20 protein-coding genes and 1 pseudogene are annotated in these 23926 nt (G+C 65.5%); 2 read left to right on the forward strand and 19 right to left on the reverse strand.

Annotated features, from left to right (window positions below):
* Window positions 1–2: 2 nt before the first annotated feature.
* The 9 genes from FB381_RS21480 to FB381_RS21520 are packed head-to-tail and all read right to left on the reverse strand — an operon-like array spanning window position 3 to window position 10281.
* Complete coding sequence (locus tag FB381_RS21480) at window positions 3–1307, reverse strand: MCE family protein (RefSeq protein ID WP_008362687.1); 1305 nt, start codon at window positions 1305–1307, stop codon at window positions 3–5.
* Window positions 1307–2449 carry an MCE family protein gene (locus tag FB381_RS21485; protein ID WP_008362689.1) on the reverse strand — a complete coding sequence of 381 codons (1143 nt, stop codon included), beginning with the start codon at window positions 2447–2449 and terminating at the stop codon, window positions 1307–1309. The genes FB381_RS21480 and FB381_RS21485 overlap by 1 nt, the downstream gene beginning before the upstream one ends.
* Window positions 2446–3678, reverse strand: a complete 1233-nt coding sequence (locus tag FB381_RS21490) for an MCE family protein (protein WP_008362691.1) — start codon at window positions 3676–3678, stop codon at window positions 2446–2448. The genes FB381_RS21485 and FB381_RS21490 overlap by 4 nt, the downstream gene beginning before the upstream one ends.
* Entirely contained in the window at window positions 3675–4664 is a 990-nt protein-coding gene (locus tag FB381_RS21495; protein WP_008362692.1) for an MCE family protein, read from the reverse strand. The genes FB381_RS21490 and FB381_RS21495 overlap by 4 nt, the downstream gene beginning before the upstream one ends.
* Complete coding sequence (locus FB381_RS21500; protein WP_008362693.1) at window positions 4661–5692, reverse strand: MCE family protein; 1032 nt, start codon at window positions 5690–5692, stop codon at window positions 4661–4663. Before FB381_RS21500 ends, FB381_RS21495 begins: the two co-directional genes overlap by 4 nt.
* A complete protein-coding gene (locus tag FB381_RS21505) occupies window positions 5689–6864 on the reverse strand; it encodes an MCE family protein (protein ID WP_008362694.1) in 1176 nt (391 codons plus the stop codon). Before FB381_RS21505 ends, FB381_RS21500 begins: the two co-directional genes overlap by 4 nt.
* 6 nt (window positions 6865–6870) lie before the next feature.
* Entirely contained in the window at window positions 6871–7674 is an 804-nt protein-coding gene (locus FB381_RS21510) for an MlaE family ABC transporter permease (protein ID WP_008362695.1), read from the reverse strand.
* Window position 7675: 1 nt separating this feature from the next.
* Window positions 7676–8530: an MlaE family ABC transporter permease gene (locus tag FB381_RS21515; protein WP_008362696.1), complete on the reverse strand. Its 855-nt coding sequence runs from the start codon at window positions 8528–8530 to the stop codon at window positions 7676–7678.
* On the reverse strand, window positions 8527–10281 hold the full coding sequence (locus tag FB381_RS21520) for a GMC family oxidoreductase (protein ID WP_008362697.1): 1755 nt from the start codon (window positions 10279–10281) through the stop codon (window positions 8527–8529). Before FB381_RS21520 ends, FB381_RS21515 begins: the two co-directional genes overlap by 4 nt.
* Before the next feature lie 256 nt (window positions 10282–10537).
* Between FB381_RS21520 and FB381_RS21525 the strand changes: the two genes are divergently transcribed.
* On the forward strand, window positions 10538–11779 hold the full coding sequence (locus FB381_RS21525; RefSeq protein WP_008362698.1) for a PucR family transcriptional regulator: 1242 nt from the start codon (window positions 10538–10540) through the stop codon (window positions 11777–11779).
* 239 nt (window positions 11780–12018) lie between these two features.
* Here FB381_RS21525 and FB381_RS21530 read toward each other — a convergent pair whose 3' ends face one another.
* The 10 genes and pseudogenes from FB381_RS21530 to FB381_RS21575 all read right to left on the reverse strand — a co-directional run bounded on the left by FB381_RS21530 (window position 12019) and on the right by FB381_RS21575 (window position 22761).
* Window positions 12019–12780 (reverse strand): lysophospholipid acyltransferase family protein, encoded by a 762-nt coding sequence (locus FB381_RS21530; protein ID WP_008362699.1) that lies wholly within the window; start codon window positions 12778–12780, stop codon window positions 12019–12021.
* A 29-nt stretch (window positions 12781–12809) separates the two neighbouring features.
* Window positions 12810–13481 (reverse strand): PaaI family thioesterase, encoded by a 672-nt coding sequence (locus FB381_RS21535; protein WP_008362700.1) that lies wholly within the window; start codon window positions 13479–13481, stop codon window positions 12810–12812.
* Window positions 13482–13536: 55 nt separating this feature from the next.
* Entirely contained in the window at window positions 13537–15168 is a 1632-nt protein-coding gene (locus FB381_RS21540; protein WP_008362701.1) for a long-chain fatty acid--CoA ligase, read from the reverse strand.
* 78 nt (window positions 15169–15246) lie between these two features.
* Window positions 15247–16314, reverse strand: a complete 1068-nt coding sequence (locus FB381_RS21545; RefSeq protein ID WP_008362703.1) for a BtrH N-terminal domain-containing protein — start codon at window positions 16312–16314, stop codon at window positions 15247–15249.
* A gap of 52 nt (window positions 16315–16366) precedes the next feature.
* A complete protein-coding gene (locus FB381_RS21550) occupies window positions 16367–17200 on the reverse strand; it encodes an SDR family oxidoreductase (RefSeq protein WP_008362705.1) in 834 nt (277 codons plus the stop codon).
* Window positions 17197–18729, reverse strand: coding sequence for an aldehyde dehydrogenase family protein (locus FB381_RS21555; protein ID WP_008362707.1), 1533 nt, complete (start codon window positions 18727–18729; stop codon window positions 17197–17199). Before FB381_RS21555 ends, FB381_RS21550 begins: the two co-directional genes overlap by 4 nt.
* A complete protein-coding gene (locus tag FB381_RS21560; protein ID WP_008362709.1) occupies window positions 18726–19451 on the reverse strand; it encodes a transglutaminase-like domain-containing protein in 726 nt (241 codons plus the stop codon). The genes FB381_RS21555 and FB381_RS21560 overlap by 4 nt, the downstream gene beginning before the upstream one ends.
* 368 nt (window positions 19452–19819) lie before the next feature.
* Window positions 19820–21034, reverse strand: coding sequence for an NAD(P)/FAD-dependent oxidoreductase (locus FB381_RS21565; protein WP_040756905.1), 1215 nt, complete (start codon window positions 21032–21034; stop codon window positions 19820–19822).
* 11 nt (window positions 21035–21045) lie between these two features.
* Window positions 21046–22419: pseudogene (locus tag FB381_RS21570) on the reverse strand (cytochrome P450); the annotation flags it as partial.
* A 21-nt stretch (window positions 22420–22440) separates the two neighbouring features.
* A complete protein-coding gene (locus FB381_RS21575; protein WP_040756907.1) occupies window positions 22441–22761 on the reverse strand; it encodes a 2Fe-2S iron-sulfur cluster-binding protein in 321 nt (106 codons plus the stop codon).
* Between the two features lie 114 nt (window positions 22762–22875).
* On the opposite strand from FB381_RS21575, the gene FB381_RS21580 reads away from it, so the two are divergent.
* The gene (locus FB381_RS21580) at window positions 22876–23895 is read left to right on the forward strand and encodes a helix-turn-helix domain-containing protein (RefSeq protein WP_378878377.1); all 1020 of its coding nucleotides are present in this window, start codon (window positions 22876–22878) and stop codon (window positions 23893–23895) included.
* Window positions 23896–23926 lie beyond the last annotated feature (31 nt).

Raw genomic sequence — 23926 nt, forward strand, 5'->3', positions numbered from 1 at the left:
CGTCACCACAGCCCGACCGGCTCGAGGAACAACTGCTTCCAGGAGTTGTCCTCAGATGCGTCCGTCGTCCCCGTCGACGACGGCTCACCTGCCGGAGCCTTTGGCGCGTTCGGATCGTCGCCCTCGGGCCAGCGCCCCTTGCCGAACTCCAGCCCGCACGAGGAGGGTAGATGGCCCCGCGCGCTGGAATTCGGACACGGCTGGTTGCGAGCGCCCCGCACCGAAGACGGGTCGCTGGGCGCGGTCTCGCAGTGCGCGAGCGGGTCGACCTTGCGTACGTTCTCTTCGGACGGGCTGCGTCGATCGTCGGTGGACAGGTATCCCGTCGTGCATGACGGTGGATTGTTGACGCCTGCGCGTAGGTCCAGCTTCACGTCGCCCTCCTTCGCCCGCGGATTGACCGTCTGTTGAAGTCGTCCGATCGTGGCGGGGTACACGACCAGGGTCTGCTGAAGCTGCGGAAGATAGGTGTTGAGCACCTCGCCGTTGACCATCAAGTTGTCCAAGAGCATCGGCAGCGTGGTCTGGAGGTCATCAACTGTCGCGGCGGTGCTGTCCAGACCCGTACGCCCGTCGCGGAGCAGCGAGCGCAGGTCGGCGTCGTTCGCCGCGAGCTCCTTGGTGAGCGCGCGGAGCGACGACATCGACGACACGGTCTGCGGCGCCATCTCCTGCTGGGTGGCGAGCACCGGCTCCAGGGCGCGGATCAGCTCGGTCGTCGAGGTGACCTCCTGCTGGGCTGTGTCCAAGAGCGTGCTGGATTCCTCGATCAGCCGGCCGACGTCCTCGCTGCTCGACCCGAGGCCGGTGTCGACCTGATCCAGTACGTTGCGTGTCTGTCGCTGCGGCACGGACTCAAGCAGGTGGTTGACGGCATCCAGGACGGGCGCGATCTGGGGCATGTCGACGGTGCGTGAAGTTGGTAGCACGTCCCCGGCGCTCAAGGCCGCCTTGGTGGTCGACGGCGAGACCAGGGAGACGTACTGCTCCCCCACCGCGGAGGTGCTGTGGAGCTCAGCGTCAACGTTGCCGGGGATCCTGGTGCCATCATCGAGACGAAGAGTGGCGACGGCTGCTCGCGGGGTCACCTCAAGGTCGGTCACCTGCCCGACCTTGACGCCCCGATAGGTGACCAGGGCGCTCTCGTAGAGCCCGCTGGCATCTTTGAACTCGGCGGTGACCTGGTAGACCCCGATGCCGAGCATCGCCGGGACTCTCGCATAGGTGAAGACCATCAGCCCGAGCGCGAGAGCCGTCAGGCAGGCGAAGACGCCCAACTGCCGCTTCACCAGTCTCGTCAGCAGCATCAGCAGCCCCCCAGGTTCGCCATCAGGCAGCCGCTGTCGTCGGACGTGCTCGGGATGGGTGTCGACGTGGGGGCGGCGCCAACGGGAGGCAGGCCGGTCGGCCCGAATCCGGTGAGCCAGGTTTCGGTGAGGCTCGAGCCGCGGAGGTCGAGCGTCGCGAAGAGGTTGGCGTAGTCGCCACGCAGCGCGTTGGTCGTGGTCATCGCGGGGAACGGGATGGTCAGAGCGAGCTTGAGCGCCTCGGGGATGGAGTCGCCGACCTTGCCGAGGCTGGTCAGGATGGGCCGCAGGGCGTCCAGGTTCGTGAGGAGAGCCGTACGGCTGGCCCGGATGACCTTGGTCGCCCGATCTCCGGTCTCGCCGGTCCGGGTGACAGCGCGGACGAGGCTCTCCCGCTCCTCCTCGAGCGCACGCAGCCCCGGAGCGATATCGTCGATCGCGTTCGCCAGGACCGTCCGGTCCTTAGCGAGGCCGGCGGAGAGCCGGTCGAGCGCCTCGAGCGCCTGCACGATCTCACTCTTGTTATCGTCGAGCACCGCGAGCAACTCGTTGGTCCGTCGCACCAGGTTGCGGGTGTCGGGGACCCGGTCGTCCAGCGCGGTCGCCAGCTCGGAGGTGATGGTCTCGATCTGCGACAACCCGCCGTTGTTGAGCAGTAGCGCCACCGCGCCGAGGACCTGCTCGGTGGCCGGGTAGGTACCGGTCTGGGTGACCGGAACCCGGGCGCCGTGCTGCAGTATCTCGGTCCGCTCCGCCGCTGCCGCGATGCTGTCGGCGCTGCTCGGTGTCGGGGCTGGCCCGGGCGCGCTGACGTCGATGTACTGGGCGCCGAGCAGGGTCTTCTGTCCGATCGCGAAGGTGGCATCGGCCGGGACGCGGGCAGATTTCATCAGCCGGAGCCGGACCTTTGCCTGCCAGTCCGAGACGCTGATGCCGGCGACGGTGCCGATGACGACGTTGTCCATCTGCACGGCGGAGTTCGGCACCAGGTTCGCGACCTCGTCGAAGGTGACGGTGACGGTGTAGCCGTCCCCGCCGACGCCGGGCTGGCCGGGAAGTGTGTGATCGTTCGGCTGGAGGCTCGTGCAGCCGGTCAGGCCGACCACGATTGCGGCCATGGTGGCCAGGATCTGTGTCTTCATCGGTCGCCTCCGAGGTCGGTGCCGAGCAGGCCGGGCAAGAGGGGTTGTACCCCGTCGAGGCCCGAGCCCAGGTCAGGGAGCGGTGTCGGCGGTCGCCCCGGGTCGGCCGGTGGGTCCATCTCTGGCTGCCCCGTGCCTGGCCCCGTCGCGCCTGGCCCGGTCGTGCCTTGCTGGGCGGTCTTGATCAGGTCGACAAGCGGCGCGAGCGCATCACGGCACTGCTGTGCCGTGCCGCCGGCACCGAGCACGGCGCCGCAGACGAGCTGGGCGGCGTCGTTGAGCCCGGTCAGTGAGGCCCGGCCGGTGATTGCCTGCTTGTCGATGACGTTGAAGAGATCGATCAAGGCCGTCGGAGCCATGTGCAGGATCGCCGCCAGCTGGTTGGATCGGTCCGCGAGGGCAGCGCTGAGCAGGTTCAGGTCGCGTACGGAGTTCTTGATCCTGCCGCGGTTGTCGTGGGTGAGCTCACCCGTCGCCACCAGTGCCGCGGAGAGCTCCTCGATCGCCTTGGTGAGCTCGCGCCGGTTGGCGGCCAACACCGCGGAGACCTCGCTGAGCTGCTCGGTGAACCCGGCCACGGCGGCATCGTTGACAGCGAGGTTCTTGGTGAAGCTGTTCAGGTTGGAGACGGTCGTGAACATGTCGGCGCGCCCGTCCGAGAGGGTCGCGGTGGCGCTGCGGAGCCCCTCAACTGCCTCGCTCAGTTGCTCGGCGTTGCCGTTGCGGAGGTTGGCGTCCAGGGTCTCGATGGCGGTCCGGAGCGGCTGCTTGCCGGAGCCATCGGGAGCGAGCGCGGTGGCGAGGTCGGTGAGCTGCTTCTTGACCTCGTCGAACGAGACCGGCACCGCGGTGCGGTCCAGCTGGATCTGGCCACCGTCGGGCATCGCCGGGCCGTCGGTGTAGGCCGGTGAGAGCTGGACGAACCGTCCGCTGACCAGGCTCGGGGAGACGATCGCGGCGTTGGCCTCGGCCGGAATCCGCTGCCCGCCCTCGACCTCGATCCTCACATGTACGCCGTCGTCTTGCGGATCGACCTCGGTGACCCGGCCGACGGCGACGCCGAGGACCTTGACGTCGTCGCCCTCGTAGAGCCCGTCGGCGTTGCTGAAGACCGCGGTCAGCACCGTCGAGCGGGTGTCCTTGACCGTGTAGTAGCCGCCCGTGGCGAGGAGCAGTAGCGCGAGCCCGATCAGGACACGGCGCAGCAGGAGACTGGAGGAGTTGGTCATTTCACGACCCCCGAGACGATCGGCACCAGCGTGCCTGGCGAGGTGAGGTTCTGGATGTACGCGTCGAACCACGGTCCGGTCGAGATGGCCTCCCCGAACCCGGTGACGTACCCGCGTAGGCCGGTGATGGCGTCCTGGAGAGCCGCCTTGTTCCGGTTGAGCAGAGTGACCACCGCATCGAGCTGGTCCAGTGCCGGGCCGAGGGTGGCCCGGTTGTCGTCGACGAGTCCACGCAGCTGCGTGGAGAGGTCCTGCACGCTGCTAAGCAGGCTCACTACGACGGCCTGGCGAGCGTTGAGCTGCTGGAGCAGCGACTGTCCGGAGACAAGTAGGGTCTCGATCTGCTCGTTGCGACTGGCGAGGACGCCCGAGACCCGTGAGGCGCGGGCGAGCAGGGCGCGAAGTTGGTCGTCGTTCTGTTCGACGGCGGCGGTGAGCTCAGTGACACCTCGCAGAGCGGGCCCGACGTCGTCGTGGGTTCCGCTCAGAGCCGCGCTGGCCTGGTCGAGCGCGCCGGCCAGCTGTGCCTTGTCGATGTCCGCCGTGGTCGTCGTCAGTTCGTTCAGCGTGGCGGTGAGGTTGTAGGGCGAGGACGTCCGGGAGGTCGGGATCGTGTCACCGGCACTCAGCCGCCCGCTGCCGGAGGGGACGAGCTCGACGGCGGCCCGGCCGAGGAGCGTGACCGTGATGATGCGTGCCTCGGTCTTGCCGCCGAGGTCGACATCACCTTCGGTGACGACCAAGTCGGCGACGACCTCGTCGCCATCGAGACGGACGTCACGAACCTTGCCCACCTGGGCGCCGGAGACCATCACGGCATCTCCACCTTTGAGGCCACCGGCCTCGGTGAAGGCGGCGTGGATGATGTCACCGTTGCCCACGAGCGGGAGCTTGTTGTAGTTGAGGCTGGCGGTGACCACCAGGGCGATCGCCATGGTGCCGATCAGGCCTCGGGCGGCGTTCTGGGAGGGCGTACGGACGCTCATCGTTTGCACCTCTGCGTGTCGGACATGATCCAGGGAGTCGTGATGGTGGCCTCGGTCTGGATCCGGACCCCACACAGGAAGAAGTTGAAGTAGTTGCCGTACGAGGCGGTGTTCTGGATCGCCGCGTAGTGGTTCGGCAGCTTCTGCAGGACCTGCTGAAGAGTGGCCTGCTCCTGGTTGATGCCGTTCGCCGTCTTGGTGAGCTGAGTAAGGTCGGCCGCCAGGTCTTCCCTGCCCGCCTCGACCAGTGACGCCGCGTCACGGGCGAACCGGTCGGTCTGCGCCGCTGCATCGAGGATCTGGGTGTCCTGCTGCTCGAGACCGTCGAGAAGCTTGCTGAACTGGTCGATGAGCGCCTGGATGGTCTCGCGCTTGTCATCGAGGGTGCCGACGACAGTGTTGAGGTTGCGGATCACCTCCCCGATCAGCTCCTGGCGGTTCCCGAGCGTCGTGGTGAGCGAGGCCGCCCGCTGCACCAGCGTGGAGATGGCGGAGCTCTGCCCTTGGAGGATCTTGATCAGGTCACCGGAGAAGGCGTTGATCTGCGCCGGGGCAAGGCCCGCGAAGAGCGGCTTGAACCCGTTGAGCAGCAGGTCGAGGTCGAGGGCCGGCCTGGTCTGGGATATTGGGATGGTGTCGCCGGCCTTGATCGGTCTGGCGTCCGGGTCGGGCCGGCTGAGTTGGACGATCCGGTCGCCGATGAGGTTCCGGTACTGCACCGTGGCCTCGGTCGAGGCGTTGAGCTTCTGGTCCCGCGGGACGTCAAAGGAGACGCGCACGGTCGCGTCGCGCTGGACTGCCAGGGCCGTGACCTTGCCGACGTCCACGCCGGCGATCCGGACCGAGTCGCCCTTTTGGAGACCCGACACGTTGGCGAAGACGGCATCGTACGTAACCCGGTCGCCGGGGCGATGCGCGGCCGTCACCACACCGACCCAGTAGGTGAACAGCGCCGCGACCACCAAGAAGATTCCGAACTTGATCAGGTCGGAACGCTCCCGGCGCCGAAGTTTACTGTTGCTGGTCACTGTTTACCTCCTGCGGCGTTGGCGCCACCGGCCAGCAGGCCGAGCAGCGTGGTGAGCGTGTTCTCCTGGACCGTGGGCTGCTTGCCCGCGTAGGGGTTGGCGCCGGTTGCGAAGGTCGGCACCGCAGCCTGTGCCTCCTCCTCGGTGACGTACGGAAGCCCGTAGCACTCGGGAGACCTGGTGTCGCCGATCTTCGGCAGGTTGCGCTCGTACGTGTATGGATCGCGACCCGGGACGATGCGGGTGATCGTGGTGATTCCCGGATGTGTGCCGCCGACGGCGGCCTCGGCGAGCTTGTTGGCCGAGGCGAGGCCGAGGATCGTGCACGGGAGCTCCGGCGAGTAGCGCTCGACTACGTCAGCGACCGGGGCGGTCAGCTTCAACGTGGTGGTCAGCCGCCTACCCGAGCTGTCCAGCAGCTGGCTCGCGCTGTTGTCGAAGGAGTACAGGCTGACCTCGAAGGCGTGCAGCGACTTCTGCTGGGTGGTCAGGGTCCTGCTGGTCACCGCAGCCTTGTCGGCCAGGGCCACCAGGTCGGGCCGCGCGGTGTCGTAGGTCTGAGCGACGCTCGCGCCCGACCTGATGTCGCTGGTGAGGGTGCTCAGATAGGGGTTGAACGAGGTGAGGTAGCCGTTGGTCTGGGTGATCAGGAGCCCGATGTCCTCGCCGCGCTGGTCGACCGCCTGCGAGACGGCGGTGAGCGCGGCCGCGACCTCGGCAGGCTTGGCCGTGTCCAGTACCTGAGTGAGGTTCTCGAACGCCTCGTCGACCTCGACCGTGACCCGGTCGGCGTCGATCGTGGACCCGGCCTGGATCCGCTCGGCGCCCGGCTCACCGGGGTTGAGCTGGATGTACTTTGCTCCGAACGCTGTCGGCGGGACGATCTCGGCGGTGGTGTCGCTGGAGATCTGATTGAGCTCGTCCTGGTCGATTTCGAGCTGGATCGAGACCCCGTCGCCGGCGTCATGGTCGACCGAACCGACCCGGCCGATCACCACACCTCGGAGTTTGACCGCTGCCCCCGGGGCCAAAGTCAGACCGGCCCGGTCGGAGGAGACGGTGAGCGGGACGGTGGAGCGGAAGACGCCCTCATAGCTGGCGACGGTGCCGACGATCAGCGCGAGGATCAGCGCGATGAAGGTGAGGCCGTACGTGACGTGACGATCAACCATGCCCGATCACCCCGCGATGTGGACCGACGGACCGCCCCAGATGGCGATGCCGAAGATCAGGTCGACGAACATGATGGCGATGAGGGCCGACCGCACGGCGCGGCCGACGGCACGGCCGACGCCGGCGGGTCCGCCCGCGGCCTTGAATCCGTGGTAGCAGCACACCGAGACCACGACCAGCGCCATGATCGTGACCTTCAACATGGACAGGAACAGGTCGCCGGGGATCAGGAAGGTGTCGAAGTAGTGCTGGTAGGTACCCGGTGCCTCGTCGTAGCCGACGGTCACCACGAGCCGGGTCGCCAGCCAGCACATCATCACCGCGATGGCGTACAGCGGGATGACCGCGATGAGCCCGGCCATGATCCGGGTGGTGACCAGGTAGGGCACCGGCGGCACCGCCATCACCTCGAGCGCATCGATCTCTTCTGAGACCCGCATCGCGCCGATCTGGGCGGTGAAGCCCGCGCCGACGGTCGCGGTGAGCGCGATCCCGGCGATGATCGGAGCCACCTCGCGGGTGTTGAAGTACGCCGAGAAGAATCCCGACAGCGCGGAGACGCCGATGTTGTCGAAGGAGGTGTACGCCTGCAGGCCGACCTCGATGCCCGACGCCGCGGTGAGAAACCCGATCACGAGAACGGTCCCGCCGATCAGTGCCAAGGCCCCGGTTCCCATCGCGACCTCGGCCAGGAGCCGGACGACTTCCTTGCGGTAGCGGTGGAAGGCATGAGGGACGTGGGAGTAGGCGCGTGCATGGAAGGCGAGCTGCTCGCCGAGCTCGCGGAGTGCTGATGCGTTGACCGCCATCTCAGGCTCCCAACTTGAACTGGAGGAACAGGGTGCTGATCACGCTGTTGGCGGCGAACAGAAGCATGAACGCGAACACGACTGTCTGGTTCACCGCTTCCCCGACGCCCTTGGGGCCGCCCTTGGCGTTGAGGCCCAGGTAGCAGGCAGTCAACCCGGCCAGCAGTCCGAAGATCGCGGCTTTCGCCTCAGCTGCGATGAAGTCTGACAAGCCCACGAGAAGGGTGAGGTCGTTGAGGTAGAGCCCTGGGGTCGCGCCCTGCAGCACCACCGAGAAGAAGTAGCCGCCGACCAGGCCGACGACGGTCACCAGTCCGTTGAGGGCGATGCCCACCAGGGTCGAGGCGGCCACGCGCGGCACGACGAGCCGGTGGATCGGGTCGATCCCGAGCGTGGTCATCGCGTCGATCTCCTCGCGGATCTTGCGGGAGCCCAGGTCCGCGCAGATCGCGGTCGCCCCGGCACCGGCGACGACCAGGACGCTGACGATCGGACCGATCTCACGGACGACGGCGACGGCGGCCCCGGCCCCGGCGAGGTCGACCGCGCCGATCTCGATCAGGAGCTGGTTGACCTGGAAGATGATGACGACGCAGAACGGGATCGCGACCAGGAGCGCGGGCCAGAACGAGACGGTCGTGATGAACCAGGCCTGGGAGACGAACTCGCGGAACTGGAAGCTGTGCGTGAACCCCTTGCGGAAGACCGAGACGACGAAAGCGTAGAAGTCGCCGAAGGACGCCAGAGCCTTGAAGAGGGCGTTCGACTGGAGCGCCTCGGCGGCGATCCGCTGACGCTCGGGCGTCATGCCGCGGGGACCGGACGGCTCCATCCGGTCTGTCTGGGTGGCCGTCATGAAGCGGCCCGACCGTTGATCTCGACCACCGGAAGCCGCAACGCGGCCGGCGCCTCGGCCGGCACCATCGGCTGCTTCGGGCCGACCGGCGCGATCCGCTCGTATGCGGCACCGAGCGGCGGGCGCAGGTCGGTCTCGCCCTTGTTCGGCCACAAGGACATGGCGCGCTCGGCCTGCGCGGTGATGGTCAGGCTCGGGTTCACGCCGAGGTTGGCGGAGATCGTCGAGCCGTCGGTGATGTGCAGCCCAGGGTGGCCGTGGACGCGGTGGTAGGGGTCGACGACGCCGCTCTCGGCGCTGTCCCCGATGACGCAGCCACCAAGGAAGTGGGCCGTCATCGGGATGTTGAAGATCTCGCCGATGCTCGAGAACGGCCGGCCGTCGATCTTCTCGCTGATGCTGCGGATCGCCTGGTTGGCGACCGGGATCCAGGTCGGGTTCGGCTCGCCGTGGCCCTGCTTCGAGGACAGCCGCAGCGCCCCGCGACCGAAGCGCCGCTTCTTGCCGAAGACGGTGATCGAGTTGTCGCTGGTCTGCATGACCAAGGCGATGACCGTACGCTCCGCCCAGGTGCGGATCCCCAGGTAGTGACCGAGGAACTGGACGGGGTGGCGCAGGATCTGGCCGATCCACTTCAGCGCCCTGGGCACCCGGCCGCCGCCGTCGGTCATGACGGTGGTGAGCAACCCCATGAACCCGGAGCCGGCGCCGTAGCGCACCGGCTCGATGTGGGTGTGGTCGTTGGGGTGGATCGAGCTGGTGATGGCGACGCCGCGGTTGAGGTCGCCGTCGATCCGGGCTCCGGGCCGCATGCTCGCGGTGCACAGCGCTTCGGAGTTCGTGCGGGTCAGCTCACCGAGCCGGTCCGAGAGGCCGGGTAGGAGCCCGCGCTGCTTCATGGTGTGCAGCAGCTCCTGCGTACCCCAGGTGCCGGCAGCGATGATGACCTGGTCGGCCGTGATCGTGTGCGCGGTGCGGCGGCGCGAGCCGCCCGACTCGTGAACCGCGATGCGGTAGCCGCAGTCGTACGGGGTGATGCTGTCGACGGTGGTGAGCTCCCGCACCTCGGCACCACCCCGCTCGGCGAGATGGAGGTAGTTCTTCAGCAGCGTGTTCTTCGCGTTGTGCCGACATCCGGTCATGCACTCGCCGCACTCCAGACAACCGGTGCGGTCGGGGCCGACCCCGCCGAAGTACGGGTCGGCGACCGTTACGCCCGGCTCCAACGTGTCACCGCGACCGAAGAAGACCCCGACCGGCGCGGGACCGTAGGTGTCGGCCACGCCGAGCTCGGCGGCGACCTCGCCCATGATCTCGTCGGGCCGGGTGGTCGTCGGGTTGGGCCGGACCCCGAGCATGCGTTTTGCCTGGTCGTAGTAGGGAGCCAGCTCGTCGCGCCAGTCGGTGATGTGGGACCACTGAGCGTCGCGGTAGAACGCGTCCGAGCGCGGCTCGTAGAGCGTGTTCGCGTACACCAGCGACCCACCGCCCACGCCGGCGCCGGCCAGCACGACCACGTCGCGGAGGAGCCGGATGCGCTGGATCCCGAAGCAGCCGATCCGAGGCGCGAACAGGAACCTCCGGGCATCCCAGGAGGTCGCCGCGAAGTCCTCGTCGCGGAACCGGCGACCGGCCTCGAGCACCAGCACCCGGTAGCCCTTCTCGACCAGTCGCAGAGCGGCGACCGAGCCGCCGAAGCCGGAGCCGACCACGACGACGTCGTAGACCTGTTCAGGGCTCGATGCGTTCACCGGAACATCACTTTCAGTCCTTTGGAAACGTGTCACCCGTCACATGACTGGGCTTGCGAAGTTCAACACCGGGCTCGCGGAGACCTCTTGTAGGCAGCACCAAATATGGGCGCCCGGACTGTGCAACACGACAACCGCTCCATGCCTTTCCGCAAACTAGGCCGTGCCGCAGCACTGACGCGATCACGACGTGGCCGGGGTCACAAATTGGGCTAGCCTGGCAAGCCAGCGCTACCCAATCCGGGAGGGATTTCAGTTGTCCATCGATGCTCTTCCCGCCGATTTCGCCACCTGGCTCCCCCGGTTCGTCGCCGACGAATTGCGCCCGGAGATGGTCGAACGGTGGGTCACCCGGACCAGCAGCGCGATCCGGCGCGAGTTGCCCGAACTCGCCTCGGCGCCGGATTTTTTCGCGCTCCTGGAGGACGCCGTCAGGGAGCACTGGCTTGCTTTCCTAGCGGCCTTCGGCCAACCCGATTTCCACGCCCACCTGCCTAAAGCGGGCAGTCAATTGGCTCGTGAGGTCGCCGGCCGTCAACTGCCGCTGGAGCTTCTGATCAAGATGTACAGAGTGGCTCAGCAGGAGTCATGGCACTACGTCACCGGCGTCGTCAACGCACTGCCGACCGACCAGATCGACCATGCTGCGCTGCTCATTTTCTTCTGGGGCCGCGCGAGCTCATGGATCGACGGAGCGATCACAGACTCCACCGAGATCTTCCATGCCGAGAGTTCCCGCCGCACCAAGGGCGTGGCGGCGAGGCAGTACGAAGTCGTGAAGGCCCTCTTGGCTAACGAGCCCACCGACCCCCGGCGCGCCTCGGCCGCTCTGGGCGGCTATCCGATGTCGGTGAGGCACACCGCCTTGATCCTGGAGACCGCCGACGCTTATGCCATCGACGGGCTCGAACGTATCGTCCACGAGGTAGCGAGCCTACTCGGCGGGAGTAGTCCTCTTGTAGTCCACCCCGGCGGCCGTCAACTGTGGGCCTGGATCGGCACGCGTGACCAGCCGGATCTAGGCGGTCTCGAGAACCTCGCCCCCGACCTGGTGAGCATCAGCGCAGCACTGTACGCCGGCACACCCGCCCCCGGCCAGGCGGGGTTCGTCAGCAGCCACGATGATGCCCGACGCACCCTTGAGGCCGCCACGAGTGGCGGTGGATCAGCAGCTGTCATGCGCTACGAGCAGATCGAGCTCCTTGCGCTGCTCGGCTGCAGTCCCGAGGTCGACCGGTTCGTCGATCGTGTGCTGGGGCCGCTGGGTTCATCCGATGAGCCGACGGCACGGATACGCGAAACGGTTCTAGCCTTCCTGTCACACGGTGGAAGCGTGGAGGACACAGCCGAGGAACTCTGCGTGCACCGCAACACCATCCGGTATCGGCTTGGCCGGGCGGAGGATCTACTGGACCGGCCGGTAGCCAAGACCGGGGACGAGCTCCGGCTGGCGATCCAGCACCGGGAGCTGTTTCATTCACCTGACAACCTGGCCTGAGCCGCCGCGATCCGAAGACCACCGCCGCCGACGCCAAGCACGACTCGCCCAATTGACCCTGATCGACTGCGAGACCATCATGACCCCAACCTTCACCCGGGCGTCCTAACCCAACTGTCACCATTACGTGCAGCAGTCCCGAAGGGCCTGATGTACCGGCCCGAGGTCCGGCTGCAGCTCAAACGCGTGTTCTTCCTCCCCGCGTTCGCCGCCCTGGAGGACCCAACCAGTCGGGCCTACTACGGACCGCTCTGTGACGCATCTAGGCATCGCAGTTGCTGGCGGGCGAAGTCGTCGCGTGACCGCTTGTGATCGTCACCACCCACGTGCAAGTCGAGCGACGGAGACAGACCGGTGCCGCGCCCGTCCGACAATTGCTCCAACATTCGGGCAAGCGTGTCGGCCAGCCGACGTGTTCCTGCGCTGACCGCTTCAGGCTCAAGTCCTTGCTCTCTGAGATCGGTAAGGTCCAGCGGACGACCGACGTTGATACTGACGGTCGTCCGCTTGAACAGCCTCGGGCGCCGGCTATAGGCGGGCAGGATCTCTTGAGCGCCTCGTTGCACCACCGGAATCAACGGTGCTCCTGACTCGAGTGCCAGCCGCACCGCTCCTGTCTTGAGATCCATCATGCGGCCGTCGGGGTCTCTCGTAATCGATCCTTCGGGATAGATGACAAGAAGCGCACCGCCGCGGAGAGATGTCAAGGCGGCGCCGAATCCGTCCGCGCCACGAGAACGGTCAACCTCCACATGCCCGGCGGCACGGAACCACCACCCCACGATGCGCTCGCCGAACAGACTGCTCTTGGCAAGGAATGCCGGAGTCCTTCCGTTCGCGAGCACCATCTCGGCAATGAGCAGCGGGTCAACATGGGAAACGTGGTTCACGGCGAGCACCACGCCGCCGCTGGATGGGATCTGTTCAACGCCATGCCAGTCCCGACGGCGCACCAAGACCAACGCCGGCTTGCAGACCAAGAACGCGATCCACCACGCCACGCCCCACCCAGGTAGAAACGCAGGTAACCTCACTGGACCTCCACCGATGGCTGGCTGTGCACGTAGGACACCGCTACTGAACTGGGCACGTTGCTCGGACCTCTCGGATCTCTCATCTGCAGGTCGCATTCGCCGGGGCTCATTCCTTGTCCAGCGTTCGCGGCGAAATGTTCAGCACCGACGACCACGAAGGTGGCCTCGGCGGATCCGACCCCCCGTCCATTGTCGTCCCGCGCCTCGGCGTGGAGCAGCAGCCGTCGTCCTTCCCGTTGGGCCACGTTGGCGCAGAAGGTGTACGGCTGGCGCAACCGGAACGGTGCTCGGTACTCGACGGTAAGGCTGCGAGTGACGGCGAGCGATCCGACCGTGTAGAGCACGAACCCAAACAAGTCGTCGAACGCGAGTGCGACCGCTCCTCCATGCGCGATACCTGGGGCTCCTACATGCGCCTCGTCGAAGCAGTGGACTGCTTCGACTCCCGACGCGGTGCGGACCGCACGCAGATGCAGGCCGGCCGGATTATCCGGCCCGCATCCGGCGCAATCCGGCGAGTGCGGGGGCAGCGTCTGGCCGATCCCCACCGGGCGCTGACCGGCGAGGTGCGCCGCCCAGCGAGAGATCACTCCCCCCTCGCGGGATACGTCGCCTTCGCTACCGCCAACGGGCGTCATCTGGTTGCTGTGCTTCCCAATCGCCGTCATCCGTGTCACTTCTCTATTCGTCGGGCTTCGAGTTGTCCGAGTGAAGCGATACTTCTCAGACTTCGATGACGGCCAGTTCGCCGTCGGCATGCAGTGCGCGTAGGCGCTTCTTGTCGAATTTCCCGACCGACGTCTTCGGTACCTCGGCGACGAAGCTCCAGCGCTCCGGCAGCCACCACCTGGCAACCTTGTCCTCGAGGAAGTCACGAAGCTGGGCCGGTGTGAGTTCCCTGCCCTCGCGTACGGCGATGACGGCCAGTGGCCGCTCCTGCCACTTCGCGTCCGGAACCCCCACCACGGAGGCTTCCAGAACGTCGGGGTGACCGGCGAGGTGCAACTCAAGCTCAACCGAAGAGATCCACTCCCCTCCGGACTTGATCACGTCCTTGGTGCGGTCGGTCAACGTGACGAAGCTGCGTGAGTTGATGCGCCCGACGTCGCCGGTGCGCAACCACCCGTCGTGGAACCTCTCTCCGTCGTCCTCCTCCCGGTAGTAGGCGCCGCTGATCCAGGGCCCGCGCACCTGCAACTCCCCCACCGCCGCGCCATCGTTGGGCAGCACTCGGCCCGCATCGTCGACGATCCTCAATTCCACTCCAGCGACCGGACGCCCCTGGGTGGCACGCAGTTGCCACTGCTCGGACGGGTCGAGCGATGCGGGCGGACGGGCGACGGCGGCCAGCGGAGAGGTCTCAGTCATCCCCCATGCTTGGACGATCTGCACGCCGTACTTCTCTTGGAATGTCTTCATGAGGTGCAGGGGCACCGCAGAGCCACCGCAGGCGACAAGACCGAGCGAGGACACATCGTGGCTTGGGTTGGACTCCAGAAAGTTCAAGACGTCGTTCCAGATCGTCGGGACTGCTCCGGCGATCGTGGGTCGCTCAGCACCGATCAGGCGCACGAGCGGTTCGGCCTGTAGGAAACGCTCGGGCATGAGTAGGTCGGCACCGGCCATGAAGGCGGAATAGACCAGGCCCCAAGCGTTGGCGTGGAACATGGGCACGATCGCGAGGATGCGGTCACCGGCGCCGATACCGAGGCCGTCTGCGAGACAGGCGGCCATGGAGTGCAGGTAGGTCGACCGGTGACTGTAGGCGACTCCTTTGGGATTGCCGGTGGTCCCGGACGTGTAGCACATGGCCGCCGCCGTGCCTTCATCGAGCTCGGGCCAGTCGAAGGCCTCGGGCTGACCCGAGATGAAATCCTCGTATCTCACGACCGTGACGTCCTTGCTGCGTAGCGGAGTGAGATCGACGTCGCCCGTCACCACGACGGTGTGCACGCTGGTGATCTGCGGTAACACCGGAGCCAGGAGGGGTACGAGACTGCCATCGGCGATGATCACTCGATCTTCGGCGTGGTTGCCGATGTAGGTGATCTGCTCCGCGGCGAGGCGCAAGTTCAGGGTGTGGAGCACCGCGCCCATCGAGGGCACCGCCAAGTACGCCTCCACGTGTTCTTGGTTGTTCCACATGAAGGTGGCGACCCGATCATCGCCAGTGATTCCGCAGCCTCGCAACGCGTGAGCCAACTGCGCAGCCCTACGGCCGACCTCGGCGAAGGTGCCGACCTTTACGGTTCCATCGGGTTGCAGCGTCCGCACCGTTGCAGACCCGTGCACGCCTGCGCCGTGACGCATGATTGCTGTGGTCGTCAACGGGACGTTCATCATCGTGCTCTGCATAAGGTTCCTTCACTCGTGTGTGGATCCGCACGGACAGTTGTTCCGAGATAGCCGACCTTCGAACGTCAATGGCGATGATCAGCCATCTGCCGCCGCCAAGGAGGTTGCGGCAGACTCCAGGGACTCGACGAGACGCAACTCCAACTCCGGTAGCCGGCTGGCTATCAGGACCACGTCGTCAATCCGCGAACGTGGGTGGGTGTCGCGCTTGACCGCAGCGCGGGCGGCTTCTGTCCAGCCCTGTGCGCAACGGGCAGCTTCGGTCGCAGCCTCAGCGGTCGCCTGGTCGCCGGTCAGACGTGCGACTTCTGCGCAGCCATCTGCGAGCAGTCGCCGAAAGAGCCCGCCGCCGGTGCCTGCCTTCTCGATGAAGGCACCCAGGCTGAACAACAAGAGTCCGAGTTCGTCGTCGGGAAGTTCCGCCCAGGTCGCGATGTCGTCAGCGAACAGAGCAACCGCCTTCAGGCCTTCGGCACCGACCGCGGCTGTGGCGGGGCCGGCAATGCTGTGTTGTGACGGATCGCGCATGTTGCCGGCACACTGGATGAACGCGCCCGCGGCGGCTTCCTCGATGGCGGGCAGGGACGGCGGCCAGGTGATGCGGTACGTGCAGTGACGCGTGGGTTGTGGGAATGCCGTTGAGGACCGTGCCCGGGCCAAGGCGTCCAAAGGCACCTTCTGCACCTCGGCGCGGTCGTTGTCCACGACGTAGGCGAGTTGTTCGTCTTCGTCGTAGCCGATGACGACGATGTCGTGACGGCTCATCTGCAGCTGGACACGGAGGTACGGAAGTTCGGCGATGTCTCCCCAAATCAGGCTGGGTCGACCGGCGTCGAGTTCGTTACGGACCCACGACCATCCCTCGGCGGGATCGTCGGTGGTAAGGACCTGCACGACACCGCCCAGTCGCGTCGGTAGATCGATTTCGAAGTCAGCACCTCGCCCCACCAGGTACAGCGGGGGGAAGAGTTCGCTCGACCGGAGGAACGAGAGCCCTAGAGCGCCGCCGAGCGTGAAGACCAGGCCCTCATTGGGCGGTCCATCCCATCCCAGACCGTGCCAGTGCAGCAGATCGCGCATCGCACCGGAGCCGCAGTGTCCCCCCAGTCGATGGGGGTAGTCCTGGATGAAGGCATTGACGGGCATGTGGCGTCCTTCTCTTTGTGCTCTTCGTGCCGAATGGTTCTGGAGTTGGGGGTCAGTTGTTCCGAATGCGGTCGAGGTACGTCTGGCGGGCGACCATGTCGACGTCGTCGAGGAAGACCGAGTCCGTGCCCAGGACAGAGCCGAGCGCGGACGCCACCCGTCCGGGCACGAACTTCATCGCTGCGACCATGCCGCCGGCGAGGCGAGTGACCCGTACGAAGGGACGGGGATGCTCGATCAGCTCGGCTGTCGCGCGAGCAATCTCTTCGGGTTCGGCGTTGCGCAGCCCCTTGGCTCCGGCCGTGCCGGCGACGAGCTCGGTGTTGGTGAATGTCGGTCGCACGGTGGACAGTTGGATCCCGGACTTGCGGTACTCCTGCCGTGCTGCCTCGGTGAATCCGATGACTGCGAACTTGGTGGCGCAGTAGGTAGCCAGGCCAGGCACGGGCAGTTCCCCGGCCAGCGATGCGGTGTTGATGATGTGTCCGGCCCGCCGCGGCAGCATCCGCTGGAGGGCGAGCTTGGTCCCGAAGATCACTCCGAGGAGGTTGATCTCCACCTGTCGCCGGGTGACGGCGTCGTCCTCCTCGTGAGCGTGTCCGGTGGGCATGATGCCCGCGTTGTTGACCAGCACATCGAGGGGGCCAAGCTGTTCCTCGACCATGTCGAGGAACGCCCGGAACGAGTCGGGGTGGGTGACGTCGAGATGGCCCACAACAGAGATACCGAGCTCGTCCGCCGCTTTCTTGATACGGGCCTCGTCGATGTCGCCGATGGCAACGCGGTGGCCGCGTTCGGTCAGTTCCTTCGCCGTCTGGTAGCCGATGCCACGGGCTCCTCCAGTGATCGCGATCGTCTTGGCGGGGAAGGAAGTGGCGTGCGTCATCTGCGGTGCTCCTTGTTCTGGCCGAGGCGTTGACTCAGGCCGCGTCCGGCTGCTGCGCGCAGCATCTTCGCGGCGATGGCCGTACGCCAGGCGGAGTACGGGTACCACGTGAGCTCTCTTGCCCGGACTGGAAGTCGTGGCTCGGTGACCGCGCGGACGCGGCAGTACTTGTGCAGCCCGTCGGCTCCTCCGAGCCGGGCGCCCATCCCGGAGGCCTTCCAGCCACTGTGAGGCAACGTCATCGCGAAGAGGTTGCTGAAGACATCGTTGATGTTGACCGCGCCGACCTCCAGGCGCCGTGCAACACGGCGGGCGCGAGCACGATCACGAGTCCACACGGTCGCCGACAATCCGTACGTCGAGTCGTTGGCCAGTCGGATGGCCTCTTCTTCGTCGGCGACGCACATCACCGGGATCGTGGGTCCGAAGGTCTCCTCGGTCATGCAGGACATCGTGTGATCCACGTCGACAAGGACCGTTGGCGTGTAGTAGTTCCCGGCCGCACCCCGCTTGCCGCCGGCCACTACCTTCGCTCCCGCGGCCACCGCCTCGCTGACGTGGCGATCCGCGATGTCAACTTGTCTCGCGGTGACCATCGCACCAACATCGTTGCCGGCATCCGCCCCCTGGGTCAGGGACTGCACGCGCTGTGTCAGGCGGGCCACGAATTCCTCGTAGACCGCAGCAACGACATACACGCGTTCGACGGAGATGCAGACTTGCCCTGCGTTGAAAAGGCCACCCCAGGCGACGCCCTCGACCGCTCGAGCGAGATCGGCGTCCTCCAGCACGATCGCCGGATCCTTGCCGCCCAGCTCCAGACTCACCGGTTTCAACTGCTCAGCACAGCGGAGGGCGACCTGGCGCCCTGTCGCTGTCGAGCCCGTGAACTGGACGAAGTCGGCGGCATCCACCACTGCGGCACCAGTGTCGCCGGCTCCTGTGACATGTGCGAGAACGGGTGGCGCGCCGATCTCGCGCCAGCCGTCGATGACCCGCGCGCAGGTCAGCGGTGTCTCTTCTGAGGGCTTCGCCAGTACCGCGCAACCGGCAGCCAGTGCGGGGGCTGCGTCCATGAGGAACAGGGTGATCGGGAAGTTCCACGGGGTGATCAGACCGACGAGTGGGTAGGGCTGGTAGGTCTTGGACAGTCGTTTCGGCAGGCTGAGTAGACCCGCGGTCTTGACCCGTTCGTCGGCGAGGAACTCCTCGGCATGGTCGGCGTAGTAGGTGATGAACTCGCACGAGGCGGTCGTCTCTACGAGCGCGTCCGGACGAACCTTGCCTGTCTCGGCCTGCAGCAGGTCGGTGAGCTCATCGGAGTGCGTGAGGATCCAGTCGCGCCAGAGGCGCAGCCACTTGGAGCGCTGCCGCGGACCAGCCTCGGCCCATGCACGTTGGGCCAGCCGGAGCTGCGTGGCGCGGCGGTTCACAGCGTCACGGTCGTCAACGGACACGGTTCCCACCAGCTGACCGTCGGACGGGTTGCGCACCTCGAGTGCGCTATTTGAGGTCGTTGTGGTGGTCATTGATCCTCCTGAGGCGAAGTGGACCGGCGTGAGGATCCACCGGGTTTGACCTGGCTGGCGGGCTTTGCGGTGAAGGCGTCGTCGATCGCCTGCGGCGAGGCCTCGACCATCGATCCATAGGTGTTCCGAAGCTCGGTCAGGATCGCGGCCAGGGGAAGGTCGTCATAGACGCCGCGCTCGCGGACGTACTCCATGTGCTGGGTTCCGTCCCCAGTGAAAGCGTGCATGAGCGCGTCGTGCTCGCCGTCGAATTCCACAGGTGGAACGCCGAAACGAGCGCATAGTTCGACGTTGAATGCCGGGGTGGCCTTGAGCCATCTCCCGTCGATGTGGAGACTGCTGTATCCGTGATAGACGAACAGGTCGGTGCCGCCCATGAGCTTTCGCAGTGATTCGGTCTGCAGATGGTTGCGCACATCAGCGAACCCCAACCGCGCTGGAATTCCCGCTGCACGGCACACTGCGGTCAAGAGGACCGCTTTCGGGACGCAATAGGCACGGCCCGCTTGGAGGACGAAACTCGCGCGGTAGTTGGCGGGGTCGGCCGAAACGGTGTAGGGGTCGTACCAGACTTGGTCCCGGACGGCAGCGAAGAGGCGCCTCGCCTTTTCCCTGTCGCCGGACGCGTCACCAACGGTGGCCTCGGTGAAGGCGCGGATGTCTTCGTGCTCGATGTCGAGGAACTCAGTCGCCTCAAGGAACGACGCCGGACTGCAGCTCATCCTCGCTCCAAGGTCATCGGATACTCGTCCGCGAGAACCGGTAGCGAGGCGTTGTCCCATCGCTTGTTCTTGGCCCGGGTGAGACTGGTCCGAATCGGGAGCAGTCCATGACGTGGCCAAGAGACGGGAGCCTGACAGTTTCCTGAACCGACTTGAGACCGGAGCCTGCCCGAACTGGTGCGAGGTCGCGGACTGGCAACTGGTCTCGGACCGCGCGCAGGGCTCTGTCTGCCCGAACGCGATAGGCAGGTCGTCATTGAATGTCCTCTCGACGATAGGTCCACTCTTCGTTGCCATGGGATTCGCGGTTGGCCCGGAGCCCTCCGCTCCAGCACGCCCGGCTCGCGACGAGCCCGGATCGCACGGCATTACGCACCCGCGTCACTCACAGCCGAAGTCAGCTCGGCTCGCCCAACGCCCCGAGACGCCTGCGTCAGAAGCCGCTTGCTGACGACGAAGTCACGGGGACGGTTGACACAATCCGCAGCGATTAGCTCGCCTTGACGAAGGTAGAAGCAGGTGAAGTCACGGTCCAGTTTCGGGTCACCGCTGAGGACGACTTCGTCGAACCCGGTGTTGAGCCCAGCGATCTGGAGCTTGACGTCGTACTGATCCGACCAGAACCATGGAAGAGCAGCGATCTCCTTGGACTTTCCAGAGATCGTCGCTGCGGCCACTTTGGCCTGCTCCCCCGCGCTTGGAACGCATTCCAGGCGGACCCGACCGCCGTAGGAGGCCATGTATCGACTCGTGCAGTCACCGGCCGCAACGATGTTCCGGTCACTTGTCCGAGCACGGTCGTCAATCACAATACCGTTGTCGACCTCCAAGCCGGCTGATGCGGCGAGCTCGGTGTTCGGCTCGACACCGATGCCAACGATCACGAGGTCTGCAGGGACGGCCTCGCCATTGGACAGGAGCACTTCGCGGACCTTGGTTTCACCGGTGAAGGCCTCGACGAGGGCTCCGGTTCGAATGCTCACACCCTCCTCTTGGTGGACCCGTTGGAAGAACGCTGAGACCTCGGGAGCGGTGACTCTTTCGAGAACACGCTCGGTCGCCTCGAGCACGGTGACGTCCAGCCCCAAGGCGCGCAGCGAGGCTGCCACCTCGAGCCCTATGTACCCCCCGCCAACGATCACGGCCACGCTTCCTGGTTGGGCGGCTGCTCGGATCAGGTCCACGTCCATGGCGGTGCGCAGGTAGCAAACACCGGAAAGATGGGCACCTGGGACGAGCAACCGTCGCGGACGCGCGCCGGTGCACAACGCGAGATGGTCGTAGGCCAGCGACTGGCCGCTGCTCAGCGTCAGGTGGCCAGCAGAGCGGTCGATCGCCTCGACCCTCGCATCGAGAAGGCTAATCTTCCGCTTGTCGTAGAACTCCGCACTGCGAATTTCCAGCTCTTCGAAGGCGCTCTTCCCAGCCAGATAGGCCTTCGACAGTGGTGGGCGTTGATAGGGCACTGGCGACTCATCGCCCACCAGGACAATCTCGCCGTCCCAGCCTTCCTGGCGCAGGCTGGCCGCGAGTTGCGCGCCGGCATGGCTTGCTCCGACAATCACCGTTCTCAGTGCGGTCATGCGCTGCTTTTTGGGGTCAGTCGGACCATCAATTTGCTGATACCCCGCACGAAGTTGGACTGCACGTATTCCGGCTCACCCACGACTTCGATGTTCTCGAAGCGCGGGAGCAGCTCCTCCCAGAGAATGCGCAGTTGCAACTCGGCCAGCCGGTTGCCCATGCAACGGTGGACACCGAATCCGAAGGCGATATGGTTGCGTGCGTTTGGCCGGTCGATGATCAGCTCATCTGGCCGATCGAACACCGTCTCGTCGCGATTACCAGACGCGTACCACATGACGACTTTGTCGCCCTTGCGGATGAACTGGCCGTTCAGGATGGTATCGGTCTTCGCGACCCTGCGCATGTAGGCGAGCGGCGTCTGCCAGCGGATGATCTCCGACACCATGTTGGGGATCAGGTCGGGGTTGGCCTTTAGCTTCTCGAACTGGTCCGGGAACTGGTTGAGCGCTAGAACCCCGCCACTCATCGAGTTCCGGGTGGTGTCGTTGCCGCCGACGATCAACAGCACCAGGTTCCCGAGGAACTCCATGGGGCGGTCGATCAGATCCTTGGTGTTGTCGTCACTCTGCAGCATGGTGATCAGATCGAAGCCGGGTTCCTCCCCGGCAGCAGTCCTGGCCGCCTTGTCATGCCAGAGCGCGCTGAGACCTCGCGCCATGTCGCGCATTCCATGGAAGACTTCGTCGTTGTCCGAGGGGCCACCGTTGGCCTGCTCCATCGACGACGCAAGGTCTGACCAGTAGGTGAGCTTTTGACGCTGCTCGTACGGGAAGTCCAGCAAGGTGGCGAGCATGCGGCCCGTCAGCTCGATTGATACTCGCTGCACCCAGTTGAAGGGCTCACCCACAGGAAGATCGTCCAGCACCTCGCGGACACGTGTCCTGATGAGGCCCTCCATCTCGCGCAGGTTCTTCGGCGCGACAACGCCTTGGACCGCCTGTCGCTGCAGGTCGTGACGCGGAGGATCCATCGCGATGAACATCTCGATGTCGAGGAATCGAGGTGGAACACCGATGACGATCAAAGGTTCGGCCGAGAAGACTTCATGGTTCTTGTCAACGGCGATGATGTCGGCGTGACGAGTGACCGACCAGAACGGGCCGAACGGGCTGTTGGGCTGATAATGGATCGGGGCCTCGTTGCGCAGGCGCTCGAAGTAGGATTGCCATCGACCCTGCCGATACAGGAAGGGATTGCTGACGTCGATGTCCGCGAGCTCCACCTCGTCGACCGGCGGGATAGGACGTTCTACGAACATCCTGTCGCCGTTCGCACCTCTCACCCATCTCATGGTCTTGTCGTAGAGATGCGCGCCCTGAATCTGGCGCTCCATCGGGATGGAGGATTGAACTTTGGCCGTGATTGCCTCAGGAATCTTCATCATTTCAACCCGTTCTCGTCGTCACATCTGAAATTCGGGAAGCCGGACGCTCAGCCCGTCCCACACGTCGGAGACCACCATCTGGCAAGACAGCCGGGAGGTCGGTTCACGCTCAGGGTTCATCGCGAGCATCTCCTCCTCATCGGCGCCGGGCGGCCCGACACATTCGGACCACTGCGGATCAACGATGACGTGACAGGTCCCGCACGCAGCTTCTCCACCGCAGTCACCGTCGATGCCAGGCACCGCGTTGTTCGTCGCGACCTGCATCAACGACTGCCCTTCCTCAACGGGCACCGCGTGCGTCTTCCCGTCGTGTGACACAAACCTAACCACTGTCATGATCAACTCTCCTGGTGCTGTTGTGGGCCGCAAAGCCTTGGACAAACTCTTGTCGCGGATGCGCCCTGTGGCTATGGTCACACGAGTCAGAAAGTTGTGATTTCGGCTCAAGGAGTGTCTTTGAACGGCAGCGACGCGGGCGTGCCCTACACGGCTTTCGCACAGCTGCTCGAGAGCCAAACTCTCGACGCAGAGGCAGCCGCACGGTTCCGCGCCATCATGGTTCGCGAGGGAGCCGACGAGACGACCCTGCTGCAACTCGGCGGCCAGGCACCGGCTCGATGGTTCCGGGAGGTGTACCCCAACCTGGACGCCGATCAAGCGACCCACCTCGGCCATGCGTTCGCAGATCAGGCCCAGCTGACCTCATTCGGCCCATTGAGTCTTCCCTTGATCAGTGCGGGCTCGGTCGCTGAGGTCATGGAACTGCTCACGTATCTTCCCTTGATTACGACGGCCGTCAGTACGCGGTTCCATCCGAATGACGACGGCCTTGCGGTCGGGCTCACAGGTCAGACGGGCGATCCGGACCTGGACTGCCTGGTCGTCACCTACTGTGGTTCCGCGCTCCTGCGGTTGATCCGAATGCTCGCTGGCGACGTGTCAACCGTCAGGCTGCACACCAGTTGGCCGGCGCCCGCCTCCACGACCCAGCATGAGGACGCGCTGGGAAGACACCTGGTTTTCAACGCGCCCATGACGTTCCTGTATGTGCCCACGGAGGTCCTGAACGAGGTCTGCCGGTTCTCCGACCCCGTTGCATACCGACACGCGATCGCCGATCTGTCGAAATCCCTTGAGCACCGGATCGGACCGGCGTCATACGCGACCAAGGTAAGACTGTCGATAGAAGAGGGCCCCGGACTAAAAACCTGTCAGTCGGTCGCAAACGAACTGTCAATCTCGACCAGCACTCTCAAGCGACGTCTCCTCAACGAGGGCACCACGTTCCGAGAGATACTCGAATCGTCGTTGCTGGAGCGGGCCTCGCTAAAGCTGCTCGACCGATCCTTGTCGGTCAGCGAGATAGCTGTTGAACTCGGTTTCAGCGACCTGACCAACTTCTCACATGCCTTCAAGCGATGGACTGGCCAGTCTCCAAGCCACTTCCGACAAGAATGCCTGAGGTGGTGACGGTTCCGCACTGAATCACCAGACCTGATGC

This window comes from Nocardioides albertanoniae, from assembly GCF_006716315.1.
In the GTDB taxonomy this organism is placed as follows: domain Bacteria; phylum Actinomycetota; class Actinomycetes; order Propionibacteriales; family Nocardioidaceae; genus Nocardioides; species Nocardioides albertanoniae.